The sequence below is a fragment of the Magnetococcales bacterium genome (assembly GCA_015231175.1).
Taxonomy (GTDB): Bacteria; Pseudomonadota; Magnetococcia; order Magnetococcales; family DC0425bin3; genus HA3dbin3.
In genome coordinates, this window is record JADGBZ010000062.1 from 1 (window position 1) to 21,579 (window position 21,579).

A 21,579-nucleotide genomic window follows, 5' to 3' on the forward strand; every position below is an offset into this window, starting at 1 on the left:
ACTTCATCCCGGGGAAGGAAACCCCCCGACCAGGCCCCCCCCCCCCGATGTTTGAAGCAAAGGATGTTTGAAGCAAAGTCAGAGACCTCCGTCCAGATTAACAGGCCATTGGGAAGTTTTCAACACAAATTCGCTCTTTGCCCAGGGCAATCGCATTTGAAAGAGCGTGCCGCGCCCTTCCAGGAAAAGCCAGGAGATGAAAGCCTATGTCAGGACATGAAAGCCATTGTCAGGGCTTCGCCCCGAACCCCACCAGGGCGCTGCCCTGGACAAAGCCAGTGAGCCAGCCCTCTGGACCCCAATTCCAAAAAGCGATCATGGCATTTCAAATGCGATTGCCCTGCCTTGGACACCGATTTCGTTGCCGGGTGCTGAATGGTCATCTGATTTTTTGGCAGTTGCCATCGGACGAAAAATAGGGTGAAGTAGCCCCGGGTTGCACCGAAACACTCAGAGGAAGAGACACCATGCAGGCTGAACGATTCGCTTTGACAATTCCGGATGGAAAGGCTCGTTCCCTGGCCAAGGGATGGTTGTTTCTCGCACTATGGTCCCTGATCGGGGCGGGTTTGGTGGTGATCCTGGTGGTGTTGGCCCGAACCCCGGTCATCCAAAACCTGATCCCCTGGACCGGCTCCTTCAAGACCGCTCTGGTCATCCATGTGGATCTTTCGGTCCTGGTGTGGTTTCTCGCTTTTGCCGGATTCATGGGAAGCCTGCTTCTGCCGACGGAGCGCACTGGTTGGGGATTTTTCGGCCTCGGATTGGCGGCAATGGGCGCCATTCTGCTTCCCCTGACACCGTTTCTGGGGGTCGATGCTCCCTTCATGAACAACTATGTTCCGGTGCTTGAGAATCAGGCTTTTTTTGTGGCGGTGGGGCTTTTTATCGGTGGATTTTTGCTCATGGCCGGACGGGTTGTGTTCACGTCCAACCCTGCCGGCACGCTCTCCCAGGCGGAACGCGCCATGCGTTTTGGCATCCGCAGTGGCATGGCCATCGCCTGGCTGGCTGCCCTGATTTGGCTCTGGACGTTCCTGGTCATCGGCCCTGGTACTGATCGCCCGGCGCCATTCCGCGAGAGTCACTACGAGGTATTGTTCTGGGGCGCGGGACATGTGCTCCAGTTTACCCATACCCAAATCATGCTCGTGGTATGGCTTTGGCTGGCCACCCTTGCTGAAATACTCCCCAACCCCAGGCCCCGATTGGCCGTGGTGGCCCTGGTTTTGGGTGTCTTGCCGACTCTGGCCGCCCCGGCCATTCACGCCTGGATCACCCCCGTGGACGGGCCTGATCTTCGCCTTGCCTACGGCGAACTGATGCGCTATGGCCACGGCTTGGCCACCTTGCCGGTTGGGGTGGCTCTTTTGTTCGCCTGGGCAACCCACCGCCAACCTGCCGCCCCGGAACAACGTCCCCAACGCCTGGCCTTGTTGCTCTCCCTTCTGCTTTTTGGCGTCGGTGGAGCCATTGGCTTTCTGATCCAGGGGGTGAATGTCACCATCCCTTCCCATTACCATGGCTCCATTGTGGCCATCACCCTGGCTTACATGGGCCTGACCTACGGCATGCTTCCCCTGCTGGGTTGGCGGCGTCCCTGTCCGACATGGTCCTCCCGGCAACTTCTCCTCTACGGGGTGGGTTCGTTGCTGCATGTGGCTGGCTTGGCCATGGCTGGCGTCCATGGCGTACAACGCAAAACCGCCGGCGCCGAACAACACCTGAAGACCCTTCCCGAAAAACTCGCCATGGGGTGTACCGGCCTGGGTGGGGTGTTGGCTGTCATCGGAGGCATTCTCTTTTTGGTGCTGACGATCCGTGCCTGCAAAAGAAGGAATCTTCCCTGACTATCGGTTTGCGGTAACTTTTCAGCACCCGGCAACGAAAAGGGGTCAAGGGGGCTGGCTCCCTTGCGGGTCAAGGGCAGCTCCCTTGCGGGTCAAGGGCAGCGCCCTTGCGGGTCAAGGGCAGCGCCCTTGCGGGGTCCGGGGCAGCGCCCCGTTTTGTTTTTGGTCGCCCCCCTTCTCCCAGGCCTTTTTTGCGCTGTTTGCAAAAAAGGCCCAAGGGGCGGGCCATGGTCCACCTTCTGGCGCGTCTTTTTGCGCCAGAAGGTGGACGTATTGCAGGTTTTTGATTTAGCGCCCTTGCAAGAAAAGATTGAATATGAAAGCCTTTGTCAGAGTCTTGCCCCGAACCCCACCAGGACCGCTGCCCGAGGCCCCGCCATTGGAGTCAGCCCCCTGGACCCGGATTCGTTGCCGAGTGGCGAATAGTGACATCCTCAGGTGAGCATTTTGACTTTGCCGTTGCCGCGTCCCGTTCGTCCGGTTTTGAAGAATTTTACGGTATTTTCCAAAATTTCCGCCTGCGCCGAGAGTTCTTCCGAAGTGGCGGACATCTCTTCCGCTGCCCCGGCGTTTTTCTGAATCACCTGGTCCAACTGTTGGATGGCCAGGTTGATTTGTCCGACGCCCTGGCTTTGCTCTTGGGTGGCGCTGGAAATCTCCTGGATCAACTCGGATGTTTTTTGGATATCCGGGACAAGGATGTTGATGATGTTCAGCGTTTTTTCAGCCACTGTGACGCTGGATGCTGAAAGTTGGTTGATTTCACTGGCCGCAACCTGGCTGCGTTCGGCCAGTTTGCGGACTTCGGCGGCGACCACCGCAAACCCTTTGCCCTGTTCGCCGGCACGGGCGGCCTCGATGGCGGCATTGAGTGCCAAGAGGTTGGTTTGTCTTGCTATCTCCTCGATGACCGAAATTTTTTCCGCGATGGAGCGCATGGCCTTGACGGCTTCGGTCACAGCTTCTCCGCCAGCGACGGCATCCTTGGCGGCTTTTGCGGCCATTTTTTCGGTTTGTTGGGCATTGTCATTGTTTTGTTGAATGCCGGAGGCCATCTGTTCCATGGCCGCAGAGGTCTCTTCGATGGATGCGGCTTGTTCGGAAGCGCCTTGAGCCATGCCTTGGGAGACATCCTGAAGTTCTGCGCTACCGCTGGCCACTGCGGAGGATGCGTTGCTGATTTCACCAACAACGTCCTGCAATCGGGCCACCATGGAGTTGAGGGCCTGGACGAGGTGCCCCACCTCATCCTCCTGTTTGAGATCCAACTGCCGGGTCAAATCCCCCGTGGCGATTTGTTTGGCAAAATCAACACCCCGGATGATGGGCGCCGTTATGGAGCGGGCAATCAGGATGGCCAGAATAATGCCCACGACAATGGAAATCATGAGGAGCGTTGCGATGGTCGTGCGCGTTTGTCCCCCTCTGTTGACCATGACCTCTTCAGACATGATATTGCGGTTGGTCGTGTCGATGAGTTGGTGCAGTAAATCTTTTACGTCAGCCAGATGCTTTTGTGTTTCCAGAAGAAAAATGGACCTTGCCTTGGTTTTGGCCTCCAGACTTTGCTGGGCGCGACGCTCCATTTTCGACAGATCAGCCCGGACCTGGGCCAGAGTATTCTGGATATCGATATGGTACAGCTTCTTGGCTTCGGCAAAGTTTCCGGTTTTTAAATTGTCCTGGACGAGATGTCCCAACTGGTGCAATTTTTTATGAGTGGGCTCAATCTGTTCCAGAAGCGTGGCCAGTTCCGGATCCGATCGGCGCATTTTTTCCGCTTCCGGGCCGTAGATGAACTGACCGAGCTGGCACTTTGTCGGATCCAGTTGAACCTTCAGGCCATGGTCTTCTTTGAGGATGGCGCCCTGCACCTGTTCTGCCCAGGCCAGGTGGCCTGCTTCCATCTTGGCAAGAAAGCCGGGAAGCTTGTCATCCGCCGGGTGAAATATGTTCATGATTTTGGCGGCAGATTCATGCAACAATTTGTGAGGCTCATCCAGTTTGGACAGGACGGGAGCCAACGCGGGGACCAGATTTTCCGCTTCTTTGCGTCCCTCGCCATAGTGCCATTTGCCAAAGGCGCATTGGGTGTGATCCAGCTGAATGTTCGGCTGAGTCGATGTTTCAGAACTGATAAAGGAACTCAGCGCATTGGCCCAGTTCAGATGATCGATCTCCTTTTGCAGAATGTTCCCGCGTAGTTGGTTGCCGGCCACCACGATTTTTCCATCCGCGACCATGTGTGTAATCCCGGAGACGGCCCATAAACCCAGGGCAACCATCAAGGTGAGAACAGCACCAACACCGACCAGAATTTTTTTGTTGATACTTAAATTTTTCCAGTTCATATTTTTCCCAACCTTTCCCAGCAATATCAATGAATAACATAAGAACGCGGCACCCACACCCGACGATAAAAAAGTTATAACTATTCGGTACCCTTTTAAGAAATTCCTGGATATAAAAGCCTTTGTCAGGGCTTCGCTCCAAGCCCCACCAGGACACCGTCTTAGGCCCTGCTAGGGAGCCAGCCCCCTAGACCCCGATGCGTGGCCGGGTGGTGAATAGTTACCCAAAATCAAGTTGACTCCTTAATAGCCTGGATAATCTCAAAAAATACAATTCCCATCAAGCTTAATCTCGTCCTTGGCAGGGTCATCGCATGTGACATGGGCATACCCAAGGCCATGATCGTTTATAACTATTCAGCACCTTTTCAAGAAAAGCTTGGATATGAAAGCCTTTGTCAGGGTTTCGCCCCGAACCCCACCAGGACTCTGTTCTGGACTTGCCAAGGGGCTGGCTCCCTGGTGGGTCAAAGGCAGCTTCGAGAATTTTTGGTCGTGGAACGGGAAATTATGTTGGCTTATAAATTGCATTTTAATTGAGCGTACCATGAAGGCTGTTTGATGGGTGTGTGAGTCGCGTTTCATGCAGCCTGCGGAGTGAGGGATGCAAGATTTCGGAAGAGGAGTCCGACCATGCGGGAATTCGAGCAAAATCATTTTTCAATCGTCATTGAACTGGTTGTCGGATTGTTGGTGACCACTGTTCTGCTGCTCTTGATCGGCAATGCAGTTATTTGGGGTAACCGATCACCTGCACATCATGAGGTGTCGGCTGCGGTGCGGCAGAGTGAGCCACCGGCCAAGGTGGAGGCCTCTACAAAAGTTGCTGCGGTGGAGGTGGAAAACATGGATGCAGGCAAAAGTGCGAAGGTGGATGGCATCGAATTCATGCCTCCCGTTCCAACGCCACGTCCGCAACTTGTTCTTTCCGTGGGGCAAAATCGTGTCACAAGCAAGGGGGGGGTGATTGTCATTTCCCACCGCAATGGCACTGCCAGGAGTGCCCGCGAAGAACTTTTGGACCAATTGGAGACTCATTTCCGGGATAAAAATTTGGCGTTTGAAGTGGACCGGAGGGCGGGGTCGGTATTTCTCCCGGAGTTGTTTCAATTCTCCATGGGATCCACGTCCATGATCAGCCGGAAGGAAGAGAAAATCAAAAAAGTCCTGGAGGTTTTTTCGGAGGTATTGCCGTGTTATGCCACGGGGAGCCATGCAAAGGCGCATTGTGGCAGCGAGATGAGCCCGGCCAGGATCAAGGGGGTTTTGATCGTGGGCAAGTCCAACCATGAGGGGGATCAGATTCGGCGGGCGACCAACATGTCGTTGGCCTTTGGCCGGGCCTCGACGGCATTTCATGCCATGTTGCGGGCCAATCCCAAGCTTTTCAACCTGTTGGGCAGCGACGGAGATGGCCTGTTCCGCATCGAAGCCATGGGAACCAGGTCGTCGCATGCGGACATGTTGCGCCGGGTGGAGTTCCATTTCATCATGGCCGATTCGGAACCGGAGCAGGTTTCGTTCATGTAAACAGGTGTTGAAAAAGGGTAACTGTTCAGTGTCCTTACAAGAAAAGCCTGGACAGGAAAGCCTTTGTCAGGGCTTCGCCCCGAACTCTACCAGGGCGCTGCCCTGGACTAAGCCAGGGAGCCAGCCCCCTGGACCCCGGTTTGTTGCCGGGTACTGAATGTTCACCACCCTTGCAAGAAAGACTGGGACATGAAAGCCTTTCTTGACAAGGGCGCTGAGTCATGAAATTACCGATCAGGTTTGGTGGCCGCCATCAAAAAACAACCATTATTATCAGGTCTGGGTTCGGTAACCTGGTAACCCTCTTCCCGGAGGGTGATGGGGAGGTTGCGCCGGGGTTCATCGCCGCACAGTCGTATGTGAAGTGTTTGTCCCGGGGAGATGTTTTCCAGCTTCAACTTCACTTTCACAAAAGTCAGAGGACAAACGTCTCCCGTGATGTCGATCGTGGCATCGGCCATGGTGTTTCCCCTATCATCGGAGGTTTGTCGATGGCGGCATCATCGGATGATAGCCTTTTTCAGGAAAGAATAAAAATTCATGGCCATGGTGCATGTACAGAATTGTGTGGTCGGCTTTGGGGGTGGAGTCTTGTTGGATGGTGTGGATCTACCCTTGGAGCGGGGGGATCGGGTCTGCCTTGTGGGACGGAACGGCGCTGGCAAAACCACTTTGATGCGTATCATCAGCGGTGAATTGTTGCCCGATTCCGGCACGGTAGTGCGGCAGCCGGGTTTGCACATCACCCGTTTGCCCCAGGAGGTGCCAGCCCACCTGGCGGGAACGGTGTTTGATGTGGTGGCGGGCGGCCTGGGCGAGGCTGGAGAACGGCTCCAGGCCTTTCACCTTGCCAGCCGCGCTGTGGAACAGCAGATGGATGGGGGCGCCATGGAGCGCCTGGCCGCTTTGCAGGAGGGGTTGGATCATGGCGAGGGTTGGCGATATCACCAACGGGTTGCCATGGCCCTGTCCCGGCTGGACTTGCATGGAGAGGCCGTTTTTGCAACGCTCTCCAGTGGATTGAAGCGTCGTGTTCTGTTGGCGCGGGCCTTGGCTCCAGAGCCGGATCTGCTGCTCCTGGACGAACCAACCAATCACCTGGATCTGCCGGCCATCGAACGACTGGAGGGGGTCTTGGCGGATTTTCGGGGTGGGGTGCTGTTTATCACTCACGACCGGGCCTTGTTGCGGCGTTTGGCCACTCGCATCGTGGAGTTGGATCGTGGCCGACTGTTCTCCTGGCCGGGCAGCTACGATGATTACCTGCGCCGCAAACAGGCCGCCCTGGAAACGGAAACCCGCCAAAGGGAGGAGTTCGACAAAAAATTGGCCCAGGAGGAGCGATGGATTCGGCAAGGGATCCAGGCCAGACGCACCCGCAACCAGGGGCGGGTGGAAAATCTGCTTCGCCTGCGACGGCAGCGACAGGCGAGGGTGGAACGGGTTGGCGAGGCCCGCATGGTGATCCAGGAGGCGCAACGTTCCGGAAAACTGGTCGTGGAGGTTGAGGGGGTCCATTATGGCTATCAGGGTGTGACCTGTATCGAGGATTTTTCTTCGCTCATCCTGCGGGGAGAGAAGGTGGGCATCATCGGTCCCAACGGATGTGGCAAGACTACCTTGCTGCAAATTCTTCTGGGGCATCTCACACCGGAGCGGGGAAGAGTGCGGATGGGAGCGCGGCTGGAAGTGGCCTACTTCGATCAAAACCGGTCACAACTGGACGACCTGGCCAGTGTAGCCGACAACGTGGCGCATGGACGGGAGCGCATCGATACGGCTGAGGGCTCCCGTCATGTCATAGGTTACCTGCAAGATTTTCTCTTCACGCCGGACCGGGCGCGCTCACCGGTAAAAATTCTCTCCGGAGGCGAACGCAACCGTCTGCTTTTGGCGCGTCTTTTTGCTCAACCGGCCAATCTTTTGGTTTTGGACGAACCCACCAACGATCTCGATGCCGAAACCCTGGACCTTCTGGAGGAGCGTCTGCTGGAATTTTCCGGCACGGTTCTTCTGGTCAGCCATGACCGGGCCTTTCTCGACAATGTTGTCACCAGTTTGTTGGTTTTTGAGGAGGGTGGAAAAATACGCGAGTGCGTGGGGGGCTATACGGACTGGCTTCAGCAGCGTCCGGCACCGCCGTCGGTTGTCGCTTCGGTCGCCCCCCTCGCCGTGGACTCATCGGTTGTTGCCGTGCGCCCACGATCAGCACGTAAGCTTGGCTTCAAGGAAATGCGGGAGCTGGAATCCCTGCCAGCCCATATCGAAGCCCTGGAGAACGAACAGGCAACCCTGCACCAAGCCATGTCCGAGCCGGATTTTTTTCGGCGGGAAAAGGATGCACTTCGCAACGCCAAACTTCGGTTGGAGGCTCTGGAGAGCGAATTGGCGACCCTGTATGCCCGCTGGGAGGAGTTGGAAGCAAAAAAATAAGCCTTTTTTGCGCTGTTTGCAAAAAAGGCCCAGGGGGCGGGGCATATTGCAGGTTTTCCAACCTTTCCGACCGGATACACCGTTCAGGATCATCCAGGCTTATTTCTTCTCGGTACGAGGCTCCTCGGGAAGCTTGTGGGCGATGCCGGTGTGGCAGTCGATACAAATTTTACGATCTTTCATGGCGCTGCCGTGTTTTCTTTGCGCCATGCGGTCTTGTTTTTCAGGGTCCATGGAGTTGTAGTCATGGCAATTCAGGCACTCCTGCGCACCCCTGGCGCGCATTTTGGCCCAGACTGCTTGTGCCATTTCCCAACGACCCTTTTCAAATTTTTCCGGGGTATTGTAGGTACCCAGGATGTGGTGGTAGGTATCCTTGGCGGCCATGATCTTGGCACGCATTTTGGCAAACCACCCCCCTACGCTGTCAGCCTGGGGAACATGGCAATCCGAACAACCGACCCGCACCCCGGAGCGGTTCGAGTAATGAACGGTCTTTTTGTACTCTTCGTAGGGCCAGCGCATCTCGTGGCAGGAGATGCAAAACTCCGTTGAACTGGTTACCCCCAACAACCCGTTGAATCCAACCCAACCCACCACCCCGGCGAGAAACCCGCCAAGCAGGAGAATACCCACAGGTACCTGAGAGTTTGGCTTGCGCAACTGTTCCCACAATTTTTTGAGCCAGTTCATCTCCACACCTTGCCTGGAAGTCAAGTCAGTGGGAGTGCGCACGGCTAGCCCGCACGTCGCCGCAGCAACCTACCCACCCACAATTGGACACCCGGTGTGCGGACCGGGAAAATTTCCCGCCATGCCTCCCCGGAAACGAATCTACGGTAGAGATTGCCCGGGATGCAATCCGAAATCTGTGCAAAAAACTGTAAAATGGTGATAAAATGCACCAACATCTGGGACAGAGTGTATCTGTCGGGGAAAGAATGAAACAGGACAGTGTGTGCCAAAACGCGCATGCTGTCGTATAAGAGTATGATTTTGCAAGGGGGGGTGTATTTATGACAAAACCCGTCATCCTGACGGTGGATGATTCGGTCAGCATTCGAAAAATGATCGTCGTCAATCTTGAAAATGCAGGCTATACCGTCATGGAGGCAGGGGACGGCGTTGAGGCGATCGGCAAATTGGCAAAAGTGCAGGTCGACTTGATCATCACCGATCTGAACATGCCCAACATGGATGGATTGAGCCTGCTCGAACATTTGCGGACCGACCCGAAACATCGCTTCACACCTATCCTGCTTCTGACAACCGAAAGTGACTTCAATCTGCGCCAAAAGGGAAAGGGTCTGGGCGCCAACGGTTGGATTGTTAAACCTTTCAAGGATATAGGTCAGCTTTTACGGGCGGTGCATAAATTTTTACCCAAGGGTGCAGATAACCAATCTTGAAAAGTGACTTGCAAACCCGAGTGATCTCCTGCCCCGAGTGTGATTTGACACAGGGAGCGCCCGATTCGGCGCCCTTGTTGCGTGCGTTGCAATGTTGCCGTTGTGGGAAAGTGTTGCAGCGTTTTCATCCACAGGCCTTGGAGAGGATCCTGGCGCTGACGGTAGCCGGTCTGATTCTGCTGATCATGGCCATTTTGTTACCGTTTTTGACCCTGGAACTCAATGGCCAACTCCGTGCCATCACCCTGGGAAGTGGCGTTGGCAGCCTGTTTCGCGAAGGGGCCTGGGTGTTGGCGGCGTTGGTGTTGCTGACCAGCATCGCAGCACCGCTTTTGTACCAACTGGGGTTGTTGTATATACTGGGATCCTTGTGGCGGGGAAGCATTCCTCCCGGTGCCGTGCGAATCTGGCGTTGGATTTTGGCCATGGACCCCTGGAACATGATGGAGGTCTACCTGTTGGGTGTCCTGGTGGCCTACGTCAAATTGGCGCAGATGGCCACGGTGCTACCCGGTTTGGCCCTGTATTGTTTTACGGCAGCCATGCTGGTCATGACCATGACGCGGCTCTATCTGGATCCGCATCTCCTGTGGCGCCAGTTGCCTCCGGATGATCTCCCCTACCAGCCTGCGCAATACTGCCCCTCTTGTGGCCAGGGGCAGGCCATGCGCCGGAAACGTTGCCGGCGCTGCGGCGGGCATCTCGAATGTTGTGAACCGGGAGGCCTGCCACGCGCCTGGGCGTGGGTACTCGCGGCAGCCATCCTGTATATCCCGGCCAATCTTCTGCCCATCATGACCGTCGTTCGTCTGGGACGGGCGCAGTCGGACACCATTCTGAGCGGTGTGGCCCATCTGGCGGGAAGTGGCATGTGGCCCCTGGCCGTGATTGTGTTTGTCGCCAGCATACTCGTACCCATTTTGAAACTTTTCATCCTTGCCGCACTTTTATTCTCCATCCAGCATGGCCAGAGTGGATACCACCATGAGCGCACCCAACTTTACCGTCTGATCAAAGTCATCGGACGCTGGTCCATGATCGACATTTTCATGATCTCCATCCTGGTGGCCATCGTGGACCTGGGTGAGGTGGCCACGATCCATCCCGGTCCGGGCGCCCTTTTCTTCGCCTCGGTGGTGGTGATCACCCTGCTGGCTGTCGAAGAGTTTGATCCGCGCTGGATTTGGAAAACAAAAAGGTGACTATGGAGCCAGGCCCCTGGACCCCGAATTTGTTGCCGGGTGTTGAACAGTTGCGACAAAAAATGCGGGAAACCTTCCAGTACCCATTCAAGAAAAGCTTTGACAATGCCCGAGCATACCATGCCCCCTGAAAATGCACCGGAATCTCCTCCCATTCCCATGGCCGTGGCCGTGACCCGCCCCTCCTTCTCCTATTTTTGGTTCATTCCCTTGATTGCCGCTGCGGTGGCCGTCTGGACCGCCTACAGCATCTGGTCTGGACAGGGGCCCCTGATCACCATCAGTTTCAAAACGGCTGATGGTCTCCAGGAGAGCCGTACCAAGGTCAAGCTCAAGGATGTCGAGGTGGGAACCGTTACCCAAGTGACGCTCTCTCCAGATTTGAGCCAGGTTCTGGTCCAGGTCCGTCTGGCCAAAAGCGCTGCGGAGCACACCAGGACGGGAACCCGTTTCTGGGTGGTGCGACCCCGTTTGACAGCCAGTGGGTTGACCGGGTTGAATACACTGGTTTCCGGATCCTTCATCGAGATGGATCCCGGTCCCGGGAAACCGCATCTGGATTATGTCGGCCTGGAGGCACCCCCTGTCGTGCGCCAAGGGACTCCAGGCCGCCGCTTTTTGTTGCGCTCGGATCGCCTGGGCTCCCTGGCGGTGGGTTCGCCCGTCAACCATCGCGGCATCCCCGTGGGTGAGGTGCAGGGATACGACCTCGCCGATGATGGCCAGGGGGTGAACATCCATGTGTTCATCAAGGCTCCCTACCACGACCTGGTGCGCACGGATACCCGGTTTTGGAACTCCAGTGGCGTCCAGGCTACGGTCGATGCCGATGGACTGCGTCTCAAGGCCTCCTCTCTGCAAGCTCTTCTTGTGGGGGGCATCACCCTTGCCACGTTGTCGGAAAAGGGTCGCACCCCTCCTGCTCCCGAAGGCACGCACTTTCACCTGTTTGATGATTTCGACAGCACCGGCGAAGTCGCCTACACCCGACAGGTCAATTATATTCTCTACTTCGATGGCTCGGTGCGGGGCCTCAAGGTGGGTGCTCCGGTCGAGTTTCGCGGCATCAAGGTGGGCTCGGTCATCGATGTCCATCTGACCTATGACCCCAAGGATGCCACCATGCGTATTCCGGTCCTGATCCGCCTGGAACCGGAGAGGATTGTCGGCATGGAGGTGGCTTCCATCACCCCGAAGGAGATCATCGGTCCCCTGGTCCAGAAAGGTTTGCGGGCCCGCCTGGAAACCAGCAACCTTTTAACTGGTCAGCGTTTGGTCGCCTTTGATTATTATCCCGATTCACCCATACGGATGGTGCATGCCACGAACGATTATACGGAGTTGCCAACCATTCCCGGCAGTCTGGAGGAGATCGCCCAATCCACGACCCACCTTTTGGCCCGTTTGCAACAGATGCCCCTGGAGGAGATCAGTCAGGAGCTTTTGCAAACCGTCGCAGGGACCAATCGGCTCGTCAACGGTCCGGAGATCACCACTTCCGTGGAGTCCCTGCACGACGCCCTGCTGGCCATCGAACGTTTGACGACCGACCTGGCCAAACGCACCGGACCTTTGGTGGATGCAACCCGGACCACCATGGACCAGGCCAACCACACCCTGGCCGCGACCGGTAAACTCCTGGCCCCCGATGCCCCGCTCCATTACTCTCTCATCGATGCGTTGCAGGAGGTGGCGGCGGCGGCCAGGGCTTTGCGAACCCTGACATCGCTTTTGTCGCAAAATCCACAGTCCCTGCTTTTTGGGCGGCACAGGGAGGAGAAGCGTTGAAAAAAATTGCATCTGTGACCCCGATTCGTTGCCGGGTGGTGAATAGTTACAAAAAATTATCAGGCTTTTCTTTTTTGGCCTTGTTTGTCGTGTCGGCCTGCACGTCACTTCCGGGAGGAAGTGGCGGCCAGGCGGCGCTGCGTCACTACCTGCTGACCCCTTCCGTTGCAGAGGGATCGCACGTCGATGCTATACCGGCGCCCGGATATGCCCTGGAGCTTTTGCAGGTCGCGTTGCCACCTTATTTGAATCGTTCCCAGATTGTCACCCGGCTTGGACCCAATGAACTTCACATTTCCGAAGCTCACCAATGGGGAGACACCCTGGCCGAGAACATCACGCGAACCACGGCGATCAACCTGTCTCGTCTTTTGGGCCATGATCGGGTTTTTCCCCAATCGCCGCGCCTTTTGCTCCCAGCCAACCTGCGTCTTGCCACAGAGATCAACCGCTTTGAGCAGGATGCAGATGGGCATGTGGTTTTGGATCTTGTCTGGCGTTTGTTTGTTGTCGGTGAAGCCGTTCCGGCGCTGGAACGCCGCGCCAGTTGGACCAGCGAACCAGTGGCCGCAACGGATTATGCCCTCGTCGTGGCCGCCATGAGCCGCCTGCTGGGTGATTTCAGCGCCAGCGTGGCCCAGGAGGTTACCAAACTCCGTCGCCCCTGACGAACGCCTTCCCTTTCACCTGACGCGAGAGGTTCGCATGGGATTGATTCGACTGTTCCTGATTGGATTGCTGATTTATGTCGCCTACCTCTGGTTGCGGAGCCAATGGCGGAAAATACCGTCATCGAAGGAGGATCCAACCTTGATCATGCCGCAACCCCTCGCGGCTTGCGAGCGGTGCGGCACTCAGGTTCCTCTGGATGCCGCCGTGCGGGATCAGGATCGAATTTATTGCAGCCAAGCCTGCCGGCATGAGTTTTCAGGCTGAGGGGAACAAGAAAAGCTTGGACATGAAAGCCTTTGTCAGGGCTTCGCCCCGAACCCCACCAGGACTCTGTCCTGGACCTGCCAGGGAGAGCCCCCTGGACCCCGATGCGTGGCCGGGTGGTGAGTCGTTACAACGTTTTTTGGGTGGGTGCGGAGCAGAGGCCTTATTCAATCCCGTAGAGCTCCAATTTTCGATACAGATTGCTGCGGCTGATTCCCAGGCGTTTGGCGGCGGCGGTCTTTTTCCAGTGTTCAGCCTCCAGGGCCTGAAGGATACGGCTTTTTTCGTCGGGATCGTGGTCAGGGGAAGGGGATGCGGGCTGGACTGCCTGGGGGTGGGCGGGTTCGCCAGCCTGGGGCTGGGAATGCATCACGCTGACTGCCTGGGGCGTTTCAGTTGCCAGGCTCCGTGCTGCCATGGCGGGAGCTGCCGTTTTTGGCTGCTCCTTCTGGTACTCCTTGGGCAGATGCTGCATCTTGATTTTGTTTTGGTGACAGAAGGCATAGGCATGCTCGACGACATTTTCCAACTCCCGAATGTTGCCGGGCCAGGCGTAGCGCTGGAACAGATCCATGACAGCATCCTCCAGACCGTGGATCTGTTTGTTGTATTTGGCATTGAACTTTTGCAGAAAATGCTTGGCCAGGAGGGGGATGTCATCCAACCGTTCCCGCAAAGGGGGGAGGTGGATTTCGACCACCTTGAGGCGAAAATAGAGATCCTCGCGGAACGCTCCCTCCTGGATGCGGAGTTGCAGATCACGGTTGGTGGCAGCGACGATGCGGACGTTCACCTTGATGGTTCGTGACTCACCCACGGGCTCAAACTCCCGCTCCTGGATGATGCGCAACAGGCGCGTCTGCATGGAGTGGGGAATATCCCCGATCTCATCCAAAAAGATGGTGCCTTTGTCGGCCATTTGAAAACGGCCCATGCGGTTTTTGATGGCTCCGGTGAATGCCCCCTTGACGTGACCGAACAGCTCATCTTCCAACAGGGATTCAGGGAGTCCCGAGCAATTGACCTTGACCAGGGGTCCGCGGCTGCGCTGACTTTCATAATGGAGCGCTTCGGCGATCAACTCCTTGCCGGTGCCGGATTCACCCGTGATCAGAATGGTGGTATCCATCCCGGCCACCTCTTCGATAAGGCTGTAAATTTCCTCCATGCGCGTGCTTTGGCCAATGAGACGGTGAAACCGGGAACGCGGGCTGCGCCGCAGCAAGGGTATGCCCATTTTCCGGGTGTGATCGTGAACCACAAAGACGATCCCGTCGAAACGCCCGGCATTGCCCAAGATGGGAATGGCGGAGACCTGCATGGAGAGGGATTGCTCGGGATCGTGCAGGCAGGAACGCTCCTCCTTGCGCACAGCCTGCCTTTCCTTGGCGACGCGCTGGAAAATATCGACCAGGTCAGACCCGCAAGGGGTCAGATCGGCGATGGAGACAGGCCGTCCCGTTTCGGTTGGGAAGCCGCACAACCGGTGCGCCGTTTCGTTGGCGCCGAGGACGGTCATGTTTTCGTCGACAAGAATGACGATCTCTTCAACACAATCCAGGACGGCATCGAGCTGTTGACGCAAAAGATGCCGACGTCCGGATACAGCCCGAAATCCGAGGGCCTGGTGGATTGATTTCAACAATCGGGTCGAGGTGACGGGATCGATCAGGTGATCGAAGACCAGCATGGTGATGCCGTCGGAAGCGACTTTGCCTCCGACCAGAAGCAGGGGTGCGCCCAGGCTCAACTTTTGAATTTGTCCCAACCACTCTGGATCCGGGCCATGTGCCGGAACACCGATGAGGATAATGTCAAAAACTCCATCGGAGAGGGCCTCTTCGGTAGGATCCCGTCCTCGGACAGTTTTGACCAAAAAATTGCCTCCAGACAACCAAGCCTCGACGGGAACAGGCAGGTTGGCCTCTTCACGCACGATCAGGATGCGGGGCCTGTGAGGCATCTACTCCTCCTCCTTTCCAACGAGCCATGGGACAAAGTTGTCGCAAAGAGGTATCTGTTCAGTACCCACCCAAAAAACGGTTGCAAGACACGAAGAGAGATTTCGACCATCCATGTGGCACAGGTGGACTTTGGGACAAAATGTCCTGGACGTTTTGTCCCATCGTACCCTGGTAGACGGGCAAATCATGCCGTTCAGGTTGATCCCGATCGATGGCAGAGATGGACTCCAACGGGATGTAAATATAATTTTATGTTAAAGATCAATATGTTAAAATTTTATTTCCGATTATCTGCAACATTGGCGTTAACCATGCATATATAATAGCAAAGTAGAAGATTCTAATCTTCTGATCCAGACCCCGGAGGATGCCACATGCGTGGCGTAGAGGGAACTGTTTTTGCTTTGGGGCGTGGATGCAGGTGTGGACGTGGGTCATACAAGCGCCATCCGGTCGGATGGTTGGAGTTTTGAAGTGCGAATCGGTATGCAGTCTCTTGAGGATGAAGGAAAGAGCCATGAACGCCAAAGGAATGAAATTCACCGTCGCATTGCTGGCCCTGGCCGGGATGGCCGCGTTGTCGCAATGGGGAACGTCCCGCGCCGATAAAACCCCGGAGCGTCTCTCCATGGCTGCCAAGGAGGGTCGGTTGCAACAGGTTGACCAGTTGCTGGCCCAGGGTGCGGATGAGAATGCGCGTGGTTATCTGGGGCGTAATCCGTTGATGTTGGCTGCGGAGAACGGTCATGTCGACGTGGTGCGTCACCTGCTGGCCAAGGGGGCGGATGCCAATGTTCGGGATGCCTGGGATTTCACCCCCTTGATGCTGGCGTCACAGTGGGGATCCAGGGAGATTGTCGAGGCGTTGCTTGCGGCTGGCGCGGATCCGACCGTACACACCCGCGGTGGATTGGACGCCGTCATGCTGGCTGCCCGCTACCAGTATCCTGAGCTGGTTGGATTGCTGCTTGGCCATGGTGCTCCCGTGGATCGGGCGGACGCCCATGCCAGGACGGCCCTGATGCTGGCTTCTGAACGCGGCTTCGAGGATGTTGTCAAGGTGTTGCTGGCCCATGGCGCCGACCCCAACCGGCAGGGGAAAGAGGGATATACACCCCTCATGCTCGCTGCTGTGGGGGGACATGAAGGGACCGTTCAGGCGTTGCTGAGTGCCAAGGCGGATTTGAGCCCGCAGCATGCATGTGGTTGCACAGCGCTTCTCCTGGCTGCGGAAAAGGGGTACACTGGGATCGTGGAGGCTATTCTGGGCAGCGGCGCCAATGTCAACGCTGCCAATGAAGAGGGGACCACAGCCTTGATGTTTGCTGCCCGGCATGATCACCTGGACACGGTGCGCGCCTTGATGGCCCATGGTGCCAACCCGGGACAGACCGACAAGGAGGGCAAGAAAGCGGTTGATTATACTTCAAGTCGGGATCGGAACTCCGCGCTGCGGCGTTTGATCGCTGCGGATGCCGGCCAGGCGTAGGATGAGGGGCAACCCCTTGCGTATCAGGGGATGAGGGGTTGCCCAAAGCAGCAATGTGCGGGAGAGACGCGGGGGAGAGCCGACTCATGATACCAGCCCCAAAAAGGGGAATCGCCACGGCGGTTCTCCTTTTCGTCGTTTCGATGGTTGTGTTTCCGTGGGATCCTGCTGCTGGTAACACCGATACAGCGGGTATCGCCAGCGTTGCGGGCATTGCCGGGGGAGGTGTTTCGGTTATCCCTGGAACCGCCGGTGCAGGCGGAGCTGCGGGCGGCACTGGTACCAGGGGTGTAGCCGTGTCTGGTGTGGCCAGGAGCGCCAATAAGGGTTTCGATGCCCTTTGCGAGCGGTGCCATGGCATGCGCACCATGGCTTACCACGATCAACGCACGGGCCGCATGGTCAGCCTGTTTGTGGATCGGCAAAAGCTGGCCCAATCGAGCCACAAACAGCAAGCGTGTCTGGATTGTCACGGGAGCGGTTTCAAAGTGTTTCCCCATGATGCCGCGACGCGCCTTGAGACGCGCCATTGTGTCGATTGTCACATGGAGGGGGGGCGTTTTCAGCGTAACAAGTTTGAACATATCGAGCGCGATTTTTTGCAGAGCGTCCATTTCCAGGCCATGCCGGACCGGTTTGACTGTTTTTCCTGTCATGATCCCCATGCGTTCCAGACCCTGCGCAACCAGGGGGAGATTGGCGCCCTGATCCAGCGTGACAACCAGATTTGTCTGGGGTGCCACAGCACGCCAGCCGGAACGACTCCCTTGAGCAAACGGCGCTTCACCAGCCTGGAGACGACGCACAACTGGTTGCCCCAGGTGGCGCTGCATTGGCGTTCGGTGCGGTGCCTGGAGTGCCATACGCCCGCCCTGGGAGGCAATCACGTCATTCTGAAGGCGAGTTATGCCGAGCGTAATTGCGTGAGTTGCCATACGCGAGATTCCATGCTTTTGACCAAACTCTACAAGTTCCGTGCGCAGGAGGATCGTCAAAAGGCAGGGTTTATCAACAGCGTGGTTCTCAACGATGCCTACATCGTCGGTGCGACCCGCAATCACTGGCTGGATCGCGCCAGTGTGGCTCTGGTCGGTTTCACCCTCCTGGGGGTTGTTTTGCACGGATTGGGTCGTTGGATCACTGCCCGGAGGCAAAAACGTGAATAGGACAGTCGAACTTTACCCCGTATGGCTGCGTGTCTGGCATGGGTTCAACGCCGTCAACTTTCTGCTCCTGCTTCTCTCGGGCGTGGTGCTGCACTTCCCTGAGGTGATGCTGAATGTGCTTTCCTTTTCCGTTGCCCGAATTCTGCACAACACATGTGGTGTTTTGATGGCCCTGGGGTATGTGTTTTATCTGTCCGCCTCCTACGTCTCCCGCAATTGGCGGCACTACGTACCGGAACGTCAGGGATTCGTGCCGCGCATGATGACCCAGATCCGCTTCTACGCCGTGGGAATTTTTCAAAAAGGGGAGCAGCCGTTTCCTGCCACGGCCCGGGCCAAATTCAATCCTTTGCAACAGGTGACCTATCTGGGGGTCATGTTCGGCCTGGTTCCGGTGCTGGTTGTGACCGGCGTCCTGTTTCTTTTTCCGGAGTATGCCCCTGACCAGATCCTGGATCGGGGTGGTATTTGGCCCCTGGCGCTTCTGCACCAGATTGTCGCTACCTTCCTTACCGCTTTCCTGGTAGGACACATCTACTTGGCCACTGCCGGGAAAACGGTGACCGAAGAGTTTCGCAAAATGGCATTCGGTGAAAAAGTTCGCGACGATGTTTGAGAGAAAAGAGGTGACTGCCTGGGATCCAGCCCCCTGGAACCCGATTTGTCACCGGGTGCTGAATGGTTACGAAGAGAGTGTGTATGCAGCGATCCAACCGGGAGGCTGACACCATGAAACGAAGAACGCCTGACACAAACAAAATGGATCATCCCCAGTGCGGCATGGGACGGGTGGCCTTTTTCGGTCTGATCGTGATCGGACTCCTGCTGATCGGAACCGGCAAGAAATGGCTCTATCCCTTCTTTTTCGAGAAGTATACGGGCGTTGTCAACCGGCCACTCACCTACGACTCTTCCAAGCCGGTGAGCGATGCAGAATTTGAGACGATTGCCCAGGAGCTCACGGAGAAATATCGCGCCCGCAAGGCCGAACGGGTGGTCGAGAAGGAGACCAATGCGTTTGCCCGGCGTGTCAAGGCCAACATGCTGATGCAAACCCGCTCTTTTTTACACGAAACGCCCTTTCCCCACATCCGCTATTTCCGGGAGGCCGGAATTCGGCAGTATGATGGTCCCAGCACCTGTCTGCGTTGCCATCCCACCATCAACGTCACCGAGCCGGGCGGCAAGGTGACCAGTGTGGATACCTTGAACGATGTGGTGGAGAGCGTCCATTACATGTTTCAGCGGTCAGCTCCTGGTTTCAGCACGTATGGGTATGATGGCCGTCAGGTCAATGCTCCGGGTACGCGCCCCATCCCCGTAGGCAAGATTGATCGGGCGTGTGGTGTGCCGGGCTCCTTCTCCTGGACCGGATGGGCCGAGTTGGCCGATTCGCTTCCCAATCAGCCGGAACCGGGCAAGTCCATAGCTCCGGCATCCGGGCCGGCTGCTGCCAGAGGCGATGGAGCTGTTGCTACGACCGTGGCCTCTGCCGCGACCTCCGACCGTGCGGCTGCGGGCGCCACTGCGAGCCATCTCCCGGTCATGCCCCCGCACGGGGCGGCCATGGATGATGCCGTCAAACATGCCATGACGGCCAAGAGTGATGCGCTCCCGACTTCCGGCCATGAGCAAAAGGGGGGGGCTGTGCCCCGGAGCGAAGGGTGTGGACAGTGCCATATCGGCGGTGGATACCACCCGGCCACGGAAAAGATGATGCCCGTCGGTGACGTTCCCGAGGTGGTGAAGCAGGGTATCGACTGCCTGATCTGCCATGCCCAGGCCTACGACATGAACTACCGCTATGTCATTCAAGATGCCGGCGGCAACCGTTGGAACCAGGACCGGACGTTGAAGGCTGCCCTGACGGTTGGCCTACCCACCAAAGACAACTGCATGTTTTGTCACCAACACAACATGGGGGGCGATCTGGAGGCCGATCTGGCCAGCAATGCCGCTCCCCGAAATCTGGGGTATAAAAATCAGCGTCTGCTCCATCCAGGAGCCAAGCGGGCCAACTCCATCACACCTGACAACGATATCCATGCCGAAGCCGGGTTGATCTGCACCGACTGTCATGTACCACAAGGTCACAAGATTCCCCGGGGAACCAAGGGGGTCGATCTGGTGGCCACGGATCTCCCTGGCAAAGAGGTGACCTGCGAGGGGTGCCACACCAGCGCTTCCCACCTCAAATCTCCCTACCGTGCCATCCTGAATGGTCATCTTGACCGCGTCTCCTGTGAAGCCTGCCACATCCATAACCTGGGTGCCGACAGCGTCATGCTGCGCGACTGGATTCATCCGGTCTGGAACGAGGAGGAGGGGATCTATATCTATCGGGATGTTCTCCGCTCCGGCGACCCAGGCAAGGGCCTGCTGTTCCTGTGGTTCAATGGCAACGGAACCTTCCTGGCCAATGCCTTGGGCGACAACCCCCTGGGAGGTGACGGCTACAATCCTCTCATGAACCAGATGGCCCGCATCGATGATCCGCAGCTCATCGAGCAGGTGCGCCAGGCTGCCCTGGAGATCAAGAAAAAATATCCCAACCTGGACGTGGAACGTTATGTCCGCGAGGTGACCCAGCCGCTCACGGCGCTCTCCCCCGAGATGTTGGCCAAGCGGCAACAGATGATTCAGGAGAATATCCGACCCATCATGCGGCAGGGGCATAGCCGGATCTATCCCTTCAAGGTCTTCAATGCGATCATGTACGAGGACATGTCCAATCAGGGACCGTTCGGGGCCATGATCCTTCCCTTTGACTATCCGACCTACTATGAGAAGGGGGATCCCCTGGCTTCCATGGTCGAAGCCATCAAGAGTCCCATCGTGCGGCGCATGTACCAGGAGCCCTTCAAGCTTTACATGATGAACTCCTTCATGAACTATTTCGGTGTTGAAAAGTGGTCCGGAATCTACCCCATGACCGAAGATGGCAAGCTCCGCAATGTCGAATCCCACTGGATGCGGCAGATGGGCACCCTGATGATCAACCACGGCATCAAACGGGAAGGCCGGGGATGCCGCGAGTGTCATGATCCGAATGGCATCATCAACTTCAAGGCATTGGGTTATCCGGAAGACCGGATTCGGGATCTGACCCATCTGCCCGAACTGGAGAAGATTTCCTATACGCCAACACCGGTAACCAAGGTTTCCGCGTCGCCTTCGGTGCAGGGTGCCGCTCCTTTGCCGGGTACGCACCTCTCACCACCGGCGTCGTTGCCCTCTTCCGGCGCCCTGCGGCCACAACCCATGCCGCCCATGGGTTATCCGCACCGGATGTATTGAGACCGGGGAGGGGAGGCTGCTCCGGACCCTGCCGGGAAGAGGGGTCGGGTTTTGACATGAAAGACATTGTTGGGGCTTTGCCCCGAACTCACCGGTTTGACATGAAAGACTTTGTCGGGGCTTTGCCCCGAACCCCACCAGGAGGAAGGGCGCAGCCCTTCCTC

16 protein-coding genes are annotated in these 21,579 nt (G+C 57.0%); 12 read left to right on the plus strand and 4 right to left on the minus strand.

Annotated features, from left to right (window positions below):
- Positions 1-467: 467 nt before the first annotated feature.
- Positions 468-1,850 carry a cbb3-type cytochrome c oxidase subunit I gene (locus HQL63_12080; protein MBF0177567.1) on the plus strand — a complete coding sequence of 461 codons (1,383 nt, stop codon included), beginning with the start codon at positions 468-470 and terminating at the stop codon, positions 1,848-1,850.
- A gap of 434 nt (positions 1,851-2,284) precedes the next feature.
- Here HQL63_12080 and HQL63_12085 read toward each other — a convergent pair whose 3' ends face one another.
- Positions 2,285-4,201: a CZB domain-containing protein gene (locus tag HQL63_12085; protein MBF0177568.1), complete on the minus strand. Its 1,917-nt coding sequence runs from the start codon at positions 4,199-4,201 to the stop codon at positions 2,285-2,287.
- A gap of 633 nt (positions 4,202-4,834) precedes the next feature.
- Here HQL63_12085 and HQL63_12090 point away from each other — a divergent pair.
- Entirely contained in the window at positions 4,835-5,731 is an 897-nt protein-coding gene (locus HQL63_12090; GenBank protein ID MBF0177569.1) for a hypothetical protein, read from the plus strand.
- Positions 5,732-5,958: 227 nt separating this feature from the next.
- Here HQL63_12090 and HQL63_12095 read toward each other — a convergent pair whose 3' ends face one another.
- Positions 5,959-6,192, minus strand: coding sequence for a sulfurtransferase TusA family protein (locus tag HQL63_12095; GenBank protein ID MBF0177570.1), 234 nt, complete (start codon positions 6,190-6,192; stop codon positions 5,959-5,961).
- 79 nt (positions 6,193-6,271) lie between these two features.
- Here HQL63_12095 and HQL63_12100 point away from each other — a divergent pair, with 79 nt between their 5' ends.
- Positions 6,272-8,164 carry an ATP-binding cassette domain-containing protein gene (locus tag HQL63_12100; GenBank protein MBF0177571.1) on the plus strand — a complete coding sequence of 631 codons (1,893 nt, stop codon included), beginning with the start codon at positions 6,272-6,274 and terminating at the stop codon, positions 8,162-8,164.
- Positions 8,165-8,263: 99 nt separating this feature from the next.
- Here the strand turns inward: HQL63_12100 and HQL63_12105 are convergent, their stop codons facing one another.
- Positions 8,264-8,857: a NapC/NirT family cytochrome c gene (locus tag HQL63_12105; protein ID MBF0177572.1), complete on the minus strand. Its 594-nt coding sequence runs from the start codon at positions 8,855-8,857 to the stop codon at positions 8,264-8,266.
- A gap of 323 nt (positions 8,858-9,180) precedes the next feature.
- Here HQL63_12105 and HQL63_12110 point away from each other — a divergent pair, with 323 nt between their 5' ends.
- The 5 genes from HQL63_12110 to HQL63_12130 all read left to right on the plus strand — a co-directional run bounded on the left by HQL63_12110 (position 9,181) and on the right by HQL63_12130 (position 13,499).
- Positions 9,181-9,573: a response regulator gene (locus HQL63_12110; protein MBF0177573.1), complete on the plus strand. Its 393-nt coding sequence runs from the start codon at positions 9,181-9,183 to the stop codon at positions 9,571-9,573.
- A gap of 20 nt (positions 9,574-9,593) precedes the next feature.
- Entirely contained in the window at positions 9,594-10,775 is a 1,182-nt protein-coding gene (locus HQL63_12115; GenBank protein ID MBF0177574.1) for a PqiA/YebS family transporter subunit, read from the plus strand.
- A 105-nt stretch (positions 10,776-10,880) separates the two neighbouring features.
- Positions 10,881-12,563 (plus strand): MCE family protein, encoded by a 1,683-nt coding sequence (locus HQL63_12120; protein ID MBF0177575.1) that lies wholly within the window; start codon positions 10,881-10,883, stop codon positions 12,561-12,563.
- Positions 12,560-13,231, plus strand: a complete 672-nt coding sequence (locus tag HQL63_12125) for a membrane integrity-associated transporter subunit PqiC (protein MBF0177576.1) — start codon at positions 12,560-12,562, stop codon at positions 13,229-13,231. Before HQL63_12120 ends, HQL63_12125 begins: the two co-directional genes overlap by 4 nt.
- Before the next feature lie 37 nt (positions 13,232-13,268).
- Positions 13,269-13,499, plus strand: a complete 231-nt coding sequence (locus HQL63_12130; GenBank protein MBF0177577.1) for a hypothetical protein — start codon at positions 13,269-13,271, stop codon at positions 13,497-13,499.
- 163 nt (positions 13,500-13,662) lie between these two features.
- On the opposite strand, the gene HQL63_12135 is transcribed toward HQL63_12130, so the two are convergent.
- Positions 13,663-15,462 (minus strand): sigma 54-interacting transcriptional regulator, encoded by a 1,800-nt coding sequence (locus HQL63_12135; protein ID MBF0177578.1) that lies wholly within the window; start codon positions 15,460-15,462, stop codon positions 13,663-13,665.
- Between the two features lie 518 nt (positions 15,463-15,980).
- Here HQL63_12135 and HQL63_12140 point away from each other — a divergent pair.
- The 4 genes from HQL63_12140 (at position 15,981) to HQL63_12155 (ending at position 21,415) form a co-directional block, all read left to right on the plus strand.
- Positions 15,981-16,952 (plus strand): ankyrin repeat domain-containing protein, encoded by a 972-nt coding sequence (locus HQL63_12140; GenBank protein MBF0177579.1) that lies wholly within the window; start codon positions 15,981-15,983, stop codon positions 16,950-16,952.
- Positions 16,953-17,038: 86 nt separating this feature from the next.
- On the plus strand, positions 17,039-18,118 hold the full coding sequence (locus HQL63_12145) for a nitrate reductase (GenBank protein ID MBF0177580.1): 1,080 nt from the start codon (positions 17,039-17,041) through the stop codon (positions 18,116-18,118).
- Positions 18,111-18,734, plus strand: coding sequence for a cytochrome b/b6 domain-containing protein (locus tag HQL63_12150; protein ID MBF0177581.1), 624 nt, complete (start codon positions 18,111-18,113; stop codon positions 18,732-18,734). Before HQL63_12145 ends, HQL63_12150 begins: the two co-directional genes overlap by 8 nt.
- Before the next feature lie 113 nt (positions 18,735-18,847).
- Positions 18,848-21,415, plus strand: a complete 2,568-nt coding sequence (locus HQL63_12155) for a nitrite reductase (protein ID MBF0177582.1) — start codon at positions 18,848-18,850, stop codon at positions 21,413-21,415.
- Positions 21,416-21,579 lie beyond the last annotated feature (164 nt).